The sequence below is a fragment of the Candidatus Omnitrophota bacterium genome, from assembly GCA_028717245.1.
Classification (GTDB): domain Bacteria; phylum Omnitrophota; class Gorgyraeia; order Gygaellales; family Profunditerraquicolaceae; genus JAGUYA01.
In genome coordinates, this window is record JAQUOD010000001.1 from 188,044 (window position 1) to 200,726 (window position 12,683).

The 12,683-nt window shown below is 38.0% G+C and carries 13 protein-coding genes; all 13 read right to left on the reverse strand.

Features of this window, described 5'->3' with window-relative positions:
• Position 1: 1 nt before the first annotated feature.
• Positions 2 to 862 (reverse strand): formyltransferase family protein, encoded by an 861-nt coding sequence (locus PHV44_01060; GenBank protein MDD5591871.1) that lies wholly within the window; start codon positions 860 to 862, stop codon positions 2 to 4.
• A gap of 76 nt (positions 863 to 938) precedes the next feature.
• Positions 939 to 2,078, reverse strand: coding sequence for a DegT/DnrJ/EryC1/StrS aminotransferase family protein (locus PHV44_01065; protein MDD5591872.1), 1,140 nt, complete (start codon positions 2,076 to 2,078; stop codon positions 939 to 941).
• Between the two features lie 39 nt (positions 2,079 to 2,117).
• A complete protein-coding gene (gene rfbC / locus PHV44_01070) occupies positions 2,118 to 2,681 on the reverse strand; it encodes a dTDP-4-dehydrorhamnose 3,5-epimerase (GenBank protein ID MDD5591873.1) in 564 nt (187 codons plus the stop codon).
• Positions 2,682 to 2,704: 23 nt separating this feature from the next.
• Entirely contained in the window at positions 2,705 to 3,685 is a 981-nt protein-coding gene (locus PHV44_01075) for a GHMP kinase (protein ID MDD5591874.1), read from the reverse strand.
• Positions 3,686 to 3,697: 12 nt separating this feature from the next.
• Positions 3,698 to 4,939, reverse strand: a complete 1,242-nt coding sequence (locus tag PHV44_01080; protein ID MDD5591875.1) for a class I SAM-dependent methyltransferase — start codon at positions 4,937 to 4,939, stop codon at positions 3,698 to 3,700.
• A complete protein-coding gene (locus tag PHV44_01085) occupies positions 4,926 to 5,969 on the reverse strand; it encodes an NAD(P)-dependent oxidoreductase (protein ID MDD5591876.1) in 1,044 nt (347 codons plus the stop codon). Before PHV44_01085 ends, PHV44_01080 begins: the two co-directional genes overlap by 14 nt.
• Positions 5,970 to 6,001: 32 nt before the next feature.
• Positions 6,002 to 6,547, reverse strand: coding sequence for an SIS domain-containing protein (locus PHV44_01090; GenBank protein MDD5591877.1), 546 nt, complete (start codon positions 6,545 to 6,547; stop codon positions 6,002 to 6,004).
• Positions 6,548 to 6,551: 4 nt separating this feature from the next.
• Positions 6,552 to 7,349 carry a sugar phosphate nucleotidyltransferase gene (locus PHV44_01095; GenBank protein MDD5591878.1) on the reverse strand — a complete coding sequence of 266 codons (798 nt, stop codon included), beginning with the start codon at positions 7,347 to 7,349 and terminating at the stop codon, positions 6,552 to 6,554.
• Positions 7,300 to 8,001 (reverse strand): acylneuraminate cytidylyltransferase family protein, encoded by a 702-nt coding sequence (locus PHV44_01100; protein MDD5591879.1) that lies wholly within the window; start codon positions 7,999 to 8,001, stop codon positions 7,300 to 7,302. Before PHV44_01100 ends, PHV44_01095 begins: the two co-directional genes overlap by 50 nt.
• A 14-nt stretch (positions 8,002 to 8,015) precedes the next feature.
• Complete coding sequence (locus PHV44_01105; protein ID MDD5591880.1) at positions 8,016 to 9,089, reverse strand: sugar phosphate nucleotidyltransferase; 1,074 nt, start codon at positions 9,087 to 9,089, stop codon at positions 8,016 to 8,018.
• Between the two features lie 14 nt (positions 9,090 to 9,103).
• Positions 9,104 to 10,492 (reverse strand): radical SAM protein, encoded by a 1,389-nt coding sequence (locus PHV44_01110; GenBank protein ID MDD5591881.1) that lies wholly within the window; start codon positions 10,490 to 10,492, stop codon positions 9,104 to 9,106.
• Positions 10,489 to 11,676 (reverse strand): UDP-N-acetylglucosamine 2-epimerase, encoded by a 1,188-nt coding sequence (gene neuC / locus PHV44_01115; GenBank protein ID MDD5591882.1) that lies wholly within the window; start codon positions 11,674 to 11,676, stop codon positions 10,489 to 10,491. Before neuC ends, PHV44_01110 begins: the two co-directional genes overlap by 4 nt.
• Positions 11,673 to 12,677: an N-acetylneuraminate synthase gene (gene neuB / locus PHV44_01120; protein ID MDD5591883.1), complete on the reverse strand. Its 1,005-nt coding sequence runs from the start codon at positions 12,675 to 12,677 to the stop codon at positions 11,673 to 11,675. The genes neuC and neuB overlap by 4 nt, the downstream gene beginning before the upstream one ends.
• Positions 12,678 to 12,683 lie beyond the last annotated feature (6 nt).

Below are 12,683 nucleotides of genomic sequence, written 5' to 3' on the forward strand. Positions count from 1 at the left end.
TTTACCTATTGAAACAGCTATATAATTTAAGTTCCTTAGATAAAAGTTTTCCTTCTAAATACCTATCGAGCATACCTTTATTAATCAATTGATATATAATTTTTAAATGCGCGGGGGTAAATTCACCACGTAGAAATAATTTTCCTGTTATTGGTGAAATATACGGCTTTAATGGAATATTTCTTATTAGTGAATCAATCAATTTCAATGCAGGCTGGGCAGCTTGGATAACTGTTTTACAAAATATATCATGTATGGAATCCCCTTTCGCAAAGACTGTTTTTTGTTGATGATAAATAGCGCCATGATCTACTTGCTGGTCTATCTGGTGTAAAGTTATCCCTATATGGTTGGGATTTTGTAAATAGAGGGGCCAAAGGAGGGTATCTGAACTTCTGTAGTAAGGGGATAGACCTAGATGTAAATTAATAGCTATACAATCTGTTAAAGCATCCAATACCTTTTTTCCTATCATCCCAATCCCAAAAGAAAAGGTTACGGAAGGCCAAACTTTATTTATAAATCTTACTGTTTTGTCAGAGCTTAATGTTTCTGAATTAACATATAAAACGTCATTACAGTTATCTAAATGGAACACGTCTTCTTTATAATATTCTGACTCCACTTCATCTCTTGTTTTCAAATGCTTATTTATTAGTTCGATTGCCTCTTTATCCAATTTATTATTATCATCGTCATACTTTCCAATATAATCCCCCTTGGTAATTTCTTGTATAATTAAACTAGAATTTGGATATTTATCCAAAAGCTTATTCACAATATACTTATATCTCCTGTTGAGACCTGAAAATATTAGTAATTTTTTAGCTGTTTTTTTCATTTTAGAATCTTTATCATACACTTTTGCTGCTGGGATAATAATTTCATCCTGGCGAAACCACTATGAATGTATCTTCATTATATTACCTATCCATATATCATCTTTTATTTTTATCAAATTCAAGAATTGCGTCTATCACATACTGTATCTGGCGATCGGTTAACTCAACAAAGAAAGGTAACACCACATACTCCTGCCATATCCGCATAGCAATAGGGATTTGCACTTTGTAATTCTTATAAAGCGGATGCAGGGGTACTGGCATTGTATGAACACCCGTTGCTATGCCTTTGCGCTGCATAAAAATAATAAATTCGTCTCTTTTATTAACCCGGACCATAAAGTCATAATAGGGGGTTGCTAAATCATACGGAAAGGCTGGTTTAACGCTGCTACAATCTTTGATGCCTTCTAAATACTGCTTAATAATCTCTATCCTCCTATAATTCATATAATCCAGCTTCTTTAGCTGCGCCAAACCAATTGCAGCCGCGACATCATTCATATTGTATTTATATCCAAGGTCTTTAATTTCATAATACCAGTGATAGGCATCGGTTTTATCCTTATCCTGGACTTCTTTAAACCGCTGCCAAGTACCTGAACTCATACCGACCTGACGATTACCTCTGATTTTTTCTATCAATTCCTCGTTGTCCGAAGAAACCATTCCACCATCTCCGGTAGTCAGGCATTTTTTTTCTTCGAAACTAAAACAGTTTACATCTGCCCAGGTACCGAGCTTCTTACCCTTGTATTGACCTCCAGCGCAGTGTGCGCAGTCAGAAATAACTTTAAGATTGCGACTTCTGGCCCAAGGCATTAATTCATCCATAGGAACGGGATGGCCTCCAAAATGTACAGGAATAATCGCTACACAATCATCGCTATATTTCCTTTTCATATCTTCAAGGTCCATCTGGAGGGTCTCTTCTTCAACATCTACAAATAGAGGTATAAGATTATTATAAAGAGCGGCATTTGCAGTCGAAATAAAGGTCATAGCGGGAACAAACACTTTTTTACCTTTGGGAAATTTATAAGCCCAGAGCGCTAAGTGTAACGCGGCCGTACCTGAATTTACGGCAACAGAAGCCCTGCAGCCAAGGTATTTACTCCAAGCTATTTCAAATTCTGCTACTTTAGGGCCATTACCCAACCACGCCCTCTTAAAAATATCTTTGATGTTCTGTAATTCTTGTCTGCCAACGTATGGTTTTACCAGTCTGATTTTCATAGTAACCTTATCTGTTTACTATATTAACTTATTGCATCTTTAGAGACTTATTGATCCATAGGTTTTAATAAATTCTTTAAAACTCTTTGCAGCTGTGTCTCTTTCGGATATAATATGGTTTCTATTTAAAGGCCAATCGATATCTAAATCCAGATCATTCCATTTAATAATACCTTGGCTTTCAGGATTATGGTAATTATCCATTTTATATAAAACAACGCAACGGTTAGTTAATGAACACATCCCGAGAGCAAAGCCCCGCGGAACATACAACATTTTCTTATTATCTGCTGAAAGAATTATGCCTTCCCATTCGCCAAAAGTAGAAGATTTTTTTCTTAAATCCACAAATACCTTAAACACTTTTCCCTGCACAACTCGAATAAGCTTGGTCTCTGAATACGGAGGAAATTGAAAATGCAGTCCTCTTATCGTACCTTTTTTCTTAGAATAAGAATGATTTTCCTGAACCCACTTTCGTTGTAACCCATATTTCTTAAACACCTTTTCATCATATGTCCTCATAAAGAACCCCCGCCGGTCTTTTTGAGGTTCTAGTTCAATTTCAAACACTCCCTTGATTTCTTTTTCTTTTATCAACATATTATTAGCTATTATCTTACAGATTAATCATTAACATAAATTATCTTACTCCCTTGCGGTTCAAATGCAAAAGAGACTTCTTTTAAATTTGATAAAGCCTTTCGGACGTTATCCTGCTTATCTTCTTCGCAATAAAATAATAAGAAGCCGCCCCCACCAGAACCCAGAATTTTTCCACCCTCGGCTCCAGCATCTATCGCTTCTTCATAATAAGAATTTATTAAAGGATTTGTAATATTGCTTGCTAACTTTTTTTTAAGCCCCCATCCCTTATTTAAAATATTTCCGAATTCCGAAAGGCGATTACTCTCCAATGCCGCTCGTAGTTCCTTAGACAACCCCACCATTTCCCTTAGGATATGGGAATTATTCTTAATATTTCTTTTCTGCTCTGTTAATACGCTATCCGACCGGCTATTAATAGCTGTATAGAATAAAAGTAAGTTTTTATTGAGCTCCACTTTTGTCTCATTTTTGAAAATAATCGGATCTATAAATACGCTTTGATCAGTATTAAATTGTATATGATTAAAACCGCCATAGGCAGCAGCATACTGGTCCTGTTTTCCAATGGGATGGCCGAGAACATCTATTTCAATCTCGCACGCCTCCCTAGCTAACGTCTCAGCAGATACATGCTCTCCCTTGTAAGCGTGAAGTGCATTCAAGGTCCCAACAGTCAGGCTACTCGATGCCCCTAAACCTGACCCCTCGTGAGCAGGTAACATATCGGACATATAAACAATATCTATACCCTTGGTAATTCCGACCAATCGTAAGGCCTCCCTCACAAGGTTATGCTCAATTTTGTCTATATTATCGACGTACTCAATTTTTGAATAACCGACTCGAATACCATCATCAAATTTTTTATTTACTGTTATGTATATATACTTATTTATGGCCGTACTCACTACGGCACCGGAATTCTGCTGATAATATTCCTTGAAGTCGGAGCCGCCTCCCACAAAACTCATTCTTAATGGCGTTCTAGAAATAATCATTTTAAGAATTATTTAATTAACTTTTAATAAATATGGCTTTTTGGGAAAAGGGATCAAATAATCCCTCTTATATCCATTTAGCTGGCAATCTGCAATTATTTCATCTTTAAAATTCCAGGCTAATATAAATAGCAGATCGGGTTTGATTCTAAGCCCCTCCTCTATTGACAGTATCGGGATTGAAGAACCGGGGGAATAAAGCCCTTGTTTTAATCTATTGTTATCAATTATTGCTCGAATATCAGAATTTGTAAAACCGCAAAAGTTTAAATAAGTAGCGCTTCTCGCCGAAGCCCCGAAACCTACTATTGCTTTACCGCGAAATGCTTTTATTATCTTCCTCGATTCTTTTCTGTGCTTTTTGCATTTGTCTGCAAAGTTTTGCCAAGATTTTAATTTATTTACCGATAGTCTCTTTTCTTTATCCACCAACTGATTATATCTTAAACTCTTTTTCCGCTTATTCTTTGAGAAATACATCACATAGGAACCGCCGCTGATAGGACTGAGGTCAATACGAAACGGAAATAAATTGAATTTATTAAGTAAATACTCCATAGTCTTAATTGAAAAATAACACAGGTGTTCATGGTATATTGAATCGTAATGTAAATCCTGCAGGATTTTTCCAGCGTAATGAAACTCAATAATGCCTATCCCGTCTTTTGCCAGACATCTGTGGATACTGCGAATCACATCAGTAAGGTCGCTGACATGCGGAATAACATTCCTGGCAATAACTACTTTTGCTTCGCCGTAATTAGATTTTATTTGACCCGCCATCTTATGATCCCAATATCTATTTAGTGTTTCTATCCCGGACTTTTTAGATAACCCGGCAATATTTTTTGCGGGCTCAATCCCTAATACCCTATATCCTCCTTTTACAAAAGGCTTAAGAAAAGTGCCATCGTTAGAGGCAATCTCTACAATTAGCTCCTCTGGTTTAGCTTTTGTTAACCCAATTGTTCTTTTATAAAAAGTTTCTGCGTACTTTTGGGTTGTTTCAGATATTCCGGTAACCCAAACATAATTATTAAACAAAATTTCCTTCTTCAGTGTTTCTTTTAATTGAACCAATGAACAGTTTGGACAAAAAACTAATGTTAAAGGATATCTCCTTTCTAAATCGCTAATCCTTTTTTTAAATGAATTAGCCAAGGGTTGATTACCCAAAAAAAGCAAAGGAACAATATCTTTAGACCCGCAAATCCTACAATTCTTAATCCGCTTGTATTCTTTATCTAGAGCCATTTAACCAGTTTAAATTCTTATCTATCTTTTTTTCTCTAAGAAGATATTCCATCTGCTTAAGCCTATTACAGGCTTTTCCTCTGAATTGCTGCTCGCTAAAATTATTTTTCTTAAAAAACTCAATGAGCTCCTTGCCTCCTTTATCTAAATCGCATTCTGGATAAAAATATTCGCCTAAGACATTAAATATTTTCTTAAAACTTATTTTATAAGTTCGCGCATCCGTTCCGTGCTCACCGGTGAATACCAGGGTACTACCGGGAACAACCTGTTGCGCTGCCTCAGCGAGCTGACGGATAGTAAAGTTGCCGTTCTTAATCCCGATATTAAAGGACTCGCCTGAGATTAAATGCTGGGGTGCCCTTAACCCAGCGATGAATGCCTGTGACGCATCCCTTACGTGAATGACAGGCCGCCAAGGGGTCCCGTCACTTTTAATTTCAATTTTACCCGTAGTATATGCGCAGGCAACCAGGTTATTGAATACGATATCGCAACGAAACCTGGGGCTAGGGCCAAATACAGTAGAAGGGCGCATGCAAACTACCGTAAAATCACTGGAATTCAAATTTTTTAATTCACATTCGGCATCCCATTTGGTTCTGGCATAAGCAGTTAAAGGGTTCTTCGTACTTTTATCCTCATCTAACTCTTCATCCGTATTAGAGATACCATACATACTCTGAGATGAAGCATAGACAAACCTTTTAATGCCTGCTTTTTTTGCGTAATTAGCTAATTTCATTGTCCCTTTAAAATTTATCTCTTCTGTCAGGTACGGATCCAACTGGCCCAGGGGGTCATTAGAAAGTGCTGCTAAATGGATTATCGCATCTATCCCATCTAAATCTTCAGTGCTTACATCCCGGATATCCTTTTTTTTCTGTTTTATCGGCTGATGCAATGCGCAGATTTCAGAGCCGGCATAATAATCCGTATCATATCCGGTAACGTTATATCCAAGCCCCAATAGCATTTCTGTTAATACTGCTCCGATATAGCCCCTATTACCGGTTACCAAGATATTCATCTACAAGCTCCCCCCCCATTAGAAACATTATTTTATTTATAGTCTTTTGCTATAGCTATTTTTTCAACTACAGCAGTCAACCAGATATTATGAACCGACTCTACGATATTATAAACCTTACTATCAACCCAGAAATTAATATCCCCCATCTTTCTCAAGGGATTATCGGCATTAAACCCGGATAAGGTAATCAGGTTAGCTCCCAGTTTTTTAGCTTTCTGCGCCGCATTAATAATATTCTGGGATTCTCCGCTGCTACTTATCAAAATTACGGCGTCGTCCTTATCCGCGTAACATTCAATAGCCCGCTCCAGCCATTTCTCGTACCCATAATCATTGGCAAAACAAGTAATCAAATCCGCCTCATTAAAGTTTACTGAACGCACCTTGGCATTTTTAGTCAAATCAACGGATATGTGGCTGGCTATCGCTGCGCTCGCCCCGTTACCGGATATTATTACTTTCTTTCCTCTTTTATTTACGCTTAATATTAAATCAACGGTCTTATTTAAAAGCCCGGTATCTACACTATTTAATCCCTGGTTAATTTGATTAAAATAATCCTTAAAAAAGTCCATCTGCTCACCGTCCTTTAAAATAATTATTGGGAATAGACTCAAAGCCTCTTTCGGCAACTGCCGATTCAAAATTTTTAAGGCTATCAAGATTAGTAATATAGTAGTATTGTTTATCGGTAAGATAGGCCGTAAGCTGCTTTTTTAAAATCAGCCGGGGAAGGATATGCTCTTCAAAGGATATATTTTCATTTATGCCAAGGTTTAAAATATTTTTATTCACAATAAAATAACCGATATCAACACCATTGAGGCCGCTGGATTTTCTGCTCTTATTATAAGCCCTGACAAGTTTATCTTTTCCTACGCTGATATTATTTTCATAACCGTATTCTCCGGTTCCTCTTTTATTGGTAAATACGGTTGTCAGGACTTTGGTCTTTTTTTCATCGTATAAATTCAACATCTGCTTCAATTCCATCGGCCAATAATTATCACCGTAAAGAAGTAAAAAATAATTATCCAATAAGCGGCGGGCGTTCAATAGCCTCCTGCCGGTCTGGTCTTCGGCTCTTCCGGGAAAACATTCGATTTCTATTCCTTCATGGGCCAATTTCTCGTATCTTTTAATAATAGCCTCTCCCTTATAACCCGTTAATATCAAAATATGCTTAATCCCGGCCTGGATTACGGAATTAATCAGGTAATCCAAAAACGGGGCTCCATTAACAGCAACTAAAGGCTTGGGGATTTCATCCGTTAACGGCCTTAATCTTTCTCCTCTGCCGCCGGCTAATACAACAGCTTGATTTAACTTAATCATATCCCTTAAAAAATTCTGCCAGCTTAAGATGAAAATTATCATCAATGTCTATGGACCTTTCTTTAGGCATTACATAAGCAAAGGTCTTGTTTCCCATAAACCCTTTTTGGCGTATTATATAATCACAAAAACCCACATAAACTGCTCCATTAAGCCGATAAAATAACGGTAATTCCTGCCTATTCTTATTTCTAGCCTTGGGATTAATAAAGCCTTTCATGCATCCATTCTTTGGTAATGTATTTGTCCAGTTTAGAGGGTAATCTATTCCGCATACCGAAACTATGGCTTTTGCGTTCTTTGAAAAAAGAAACCTTATCGCTCCATCGATATCTTTGGTTGACCTTAAGGGAGATGTCGGCTGCAACAGAATAAGCAAGTCATAAACTTTCTGGCCATTCTTTTTTAACCATTTCAATGTATGTAGAATATAATCAATGGCTTTGCTGTTATCTACTGCGAACTTTCCGGGCCTGAAGAACGGCACCTCGGCTCCGTATTTTTTAGAGATATCAGCTATTTCTTTATCTTCAGTTGAAACAATAATTCTATCTATGTATTTGCTTTTTCTTGCTTCTTCTATCGTCCACGCAATCAAGGGCTTTCCGGATAGAGGTTTTATATTTTTTCGCAAAACCCCCTTACTTGCGCCTCTAGCAGGAATTAAAGCCAATATTTTCTTTCCTTTATACATTTGCCTAAAATTTCCTATTCTATAATTTTTAACTTCTCAATTGCCTTTTTATATTCTTCCCAATGCCCGATATCGATATATTCGCTTTCGTTGACCGGATAAGTTATAACCTTCTTATTATTTTCAATTAAAGTTTTTATTAAATCAGTCATATCAAAATATGAATTTTTAGGAATAAACCGCAGGGATTCTTTATTTAATATATAAACTCCCGTATTAATCGTGAAGGTATACTCCGGTTTCTCAATGGTTTCCGTAACCTCTCCCCCCTCTTTAAATCTTATCACGCCATATGGGACCTTATAATGTTGTATGGAGGATAAGATTGTCAGTAGCGCTTTTTGTTCTTTATGCAAATTCAATACTTCTTCGAAGTTCGCTTCAACGATTACATCACAATTTGAAAGAATAAAATTATCGCAGATCTTTCCTTCCATAAGTTTCAGGCTGGCTGCGGTCCCCGAATATTCGCTGTCCCAGACATAATGCACGGCATAATCTTTTTCTATGCTGTCAAAATACGATTCTATCATTTTGCCTTTATAATTTAAGGTCAGGTAATATTCATTAATCCCACTCCTGCGGAATTTATCTATGATAATCTCAATAATCGGTTTCTCGCCGATAGGAATCAGGGCCTTAGGGAAAATATTGCTAAACGGCTCCAGCCGCGTACCCTTGCCTCCGGCCATAATCACTGCGGGGACGCTGACTTTACCGATATTGAAAAGCCCCTGGCTGCCGTCAGAGAACGCCTTATCCCAGGTTATAAAATCTATTACCCGCTCTGCCTTATCTGTTATCGGGATAAGATCTATTTTATTTTTGATGAACATTTCCCTCGCTTCTTCTATGGAGAAGGCATCTTGATTTATAAATATCGGCTTCTTATTATAGATATCCCTGATATTTCCTTCCAGGCTTTTGCCCTTTAATATATACCGCCTGATATCACCATCGGTGATTGTGCCCAGCAGCTTGTCTTTCTTGTCTACTACCGACAGGACTTTCGTTGCAGTCTTATCTAATTTCTTTAAGGCATCTTTTATAGACTCATCCTCTTGGATTAAGATATTTTTCGTTAACATACGCATCTCCTCTATTAAAGGTGCCGAAAGCCCCTAAAATTAACGTCTCTGTCTATATGCAGTTTCCTATTTTGCTCCATTGCCTCGCTAAGTTTCTTTTGGAAATAAAACTCTAATAACCTGTTATTCGCCTCATATAAACAGCGGTAAAATTCATCGTCGCTCATATCCGTAAAATTTACCGCTAATAAGTCCGTATTGAGATGCTTATTTTCGTAAAAATCTTCGCAGTCCTTAATCAGGCCTTTTTCAATGGCATAATAATAGAGGGGGCTGCCCGGATAAGGCGTTACCGGACGGATAGTCCGCATTTGAGCCCCGTCGCTATATTTCAATAAAAATTCAACTCCCTTTTTTAAGGTTTCCTGATTATCGCCGATATTACCAAAAATTATATTTAAGCCTGGGCTTATCCCGGATTTTAGCGTAGCCTCAACCCCCCTGATTATCTGGTCAGTCGTCAATCCCTTATGCATATTCTTTAAAACATCATTATCCATCGCTTCGATACCATAGTTTATGAATACGCACCCGGCTCTTTTCATTAAATTCAGCACTTCGGGTGTGGCATAATTTAACCTGCCGTTACAAGACCACTTTACTCCCACATTATCCCTTATGAAATCTTCGCATAAGCGCATTGTCCTTTCTTTAGAGGACATGAGCAGTTCGTCGGAAAACGCAATATAAGTTATGCCGTACATTCTTTTTAAAAACATGATTTCATCAATAATGCCTTTGCTGCTGCGCGACCTGAATCCCGTATCCATGCGGTAACAAAATGTGCATTTAAAAGTGCATCCCCTGCCGGATAGTACAGATATAACAAAATCCGTTCTGGAGGCATTGGGCATTCTCGCCAAACGGTAATAATCCATGGGAAAAAGCTCATAGGCCGGAAAGGGTATTTTATCTATATCTTCTATCAGGGGCCTCCTCTCATTAATCACCGCCTTATCCCCGTCTAAATACGCTATCCCCTTAATCTTGGATAAAGACTGTTGATGCCTAACTGCATCAAGCAACTCCACAACGGTTATTTCTCCCTCGCCGATAACAACGGCATCCGCCTTGGTTTTCTTAAGGTAAAATTCCGGCTCAGGCGAGGGGCCGTGGCCGCCGATAATGTAAAATGGCCGGTTTACCGAGTTGTTTATTGCCTGCGAAAGGCCTAAAAGTTTCCTATACTGGTAATATCCGCCTACAATACCCAAGCCGATGATATCAAATTTATTCTGGTCCAAGTATTCGGTAAGGTGGCTGTCCGGATAATGGAATTTATCCTGGTTGTATATTTTAACTTCGTGCCCTTCTTTTATGAGTACCGCGGCAATATAAGCTAAGCCTTGCGGCAGCCTATGCATATATGAATCGTCATCGTAAGCTACTAATAATACTTTCATAACCCTTGCCTCTCTTTATTTTTAACAGGGATATCGTAAAACTCTTTCTTGATGATATTTTTCAGGCCGTAATTCTTAAGGATCTTCTTAATCCTAGGTGCTGTTTTTCCGTCGCCATAGGGATTAGCAACTCCCCTAAGCATACTTTGGAATTTTCTGCTGTATAACTTCCTTATGGCATTAGTTATCTCTTTTTTTATGGGCCGACAATCTATGATACTTTTGGCCTTAATTCTGCCTTTCTGCCTATCCCCTATATTTATGGTCCCGATTTTAAAACTGGGGGCCTCTATGATACCGCTTGAGGAATTACCCACTATGGCATCGACAAATTGCATTGTGGATAGATACAGGCGTTGCCCCATTGAGGTAAATGCAACAGCCTTAGAGGAATTCTTTGCTACATATTCATCAATCAGCTTATTAATTATTCTTCCATCCATATCAGCATTTGCCTTAGTAAAGATAAGGGCTGTCTCCCTCAATTCATCCAAAGATTGAAGCAAACTACGAAATTGTGCTCCTGAAGTATTATTTTCCAGAGTAACCGGATGATAAGTAATTAATAAATTATGTTTATTAAATTTAAAATGCAGTTCTTGTTCTATCGCCTTTTTTGACAAAAGCCTCAGTTTTTTTAGATTATCTAATCCCAGTGCCCCTACCTTAAAGACCCTCACAGGGTATTCGCCCAATTGGATAACCCTTCTTCTATATTCTTCGGCAGAAGTAAAATGTAAATGGCTCATTTTGGTTATCGCATGCCTGAATGCCTCATCAATGACGCCGAATGTCGCTTCTCCGCCATGAATATGGGCAATAGGGATTCTCAATACCAGAGCTGCAACCGCAGCAGAAAAGGCCTCAAACCTATCCCCAACAATAACGATTATATCCGGCCCTAAGGCCTTAAATGCCTTAGAAAAACTGATCAGCCCTGCCCCCACGGCCCTGCTCAATCCGAATGGGGTATCAGAATTAAGCGAAATACCTACTTTTTTATCTATCTTAAAACCGTCCTTTTCGATTTCTTTATAGGTTGATCCGAACTCTGGCAATAAATGCATGCCGGAAACAACAAGCTGCAGCTTTAAGGCAGGATCGTTCTTTATAACAATTAGTAAAGGCCTTAAAATACCGTATTCTGCCCTTGTTCCGGTAAAAACGCAGATTTTTCTTTTCATAATTCTATTAATGAATCCTTTTTAAAAAAAAATTTTGCCATCCTGCCGATTACATCATCCCATTTCATCGGATTTAAACCAGAGGCAGGCCTTTTAGTTGTAATATTAGCTGCAGTAAAATATTCTCCCTTACTGATATTTCTTGCTGCGACTATGCTTTTACGGGCTATTATTTTATTCTTGCGTTCTGAGCAAGATGCTTTTTTGATTCCGTTACCAAGGGCCTTTTCTATATTTCTTATCCCATTTATCATTGCCTTAAGTTCTTTCGGTTCCAAAGATGCCTTATGGTCAGGACCTTTCATATTTCTATCCAGGGTAAAATGTTTCTCTATCACAAATGCGCCCAGGGCTACTGCGGCTATAGGAACCTCAATACCGATAGTATGGTCGGAATAGCCTACCCTAACCTTAAAAGCCTCTTTTATCGTGAGCATAGCGCGTAGATTGGCATCTTCAAAGGGAGTCGGATATTCGGTATTACAATGGAGTAATGTTATTTTTTCTTTTGCCGTCCCCGCCTCAGTAAGCACATCCAGCGCGTTTTTTATCTCGCGTAGGTCCGACATACCGGTTGAAAGTATAATTTTTTTCTTCAATCTCCCGATCTTTCTCAAATATGGAAGATTGGTAATTTCCCCCGAGGGGATCTTAAACATATTAATACCGAGCTTATCCAATAGTTCAATGCTTTCTAAATCAAAAGGTGATGATAAAAATATAATCTTTTTTCTTTTACAGTAATGCATAAGCTCTTTATGGGCATCGAACGTTAATTCTAATTTCTTTATCATTTCAAATTGAGATTCTTCCTTATCAGTGGTTTTCTTTTGGTATTCAGCCTTAGGGGCAAGCTTGGTCAGTAATCTATCGGCTTTAAATGTCTGGAATTTTACCGCATCGGCCCCTGCTTCTACAGCTATATCAATCATTCTTTTAGCTGTTTTAATGCTCCCGTTATGGTTTACGCCTGCCTCTGCAATAATAAAAGTTTTACCCATAATAAG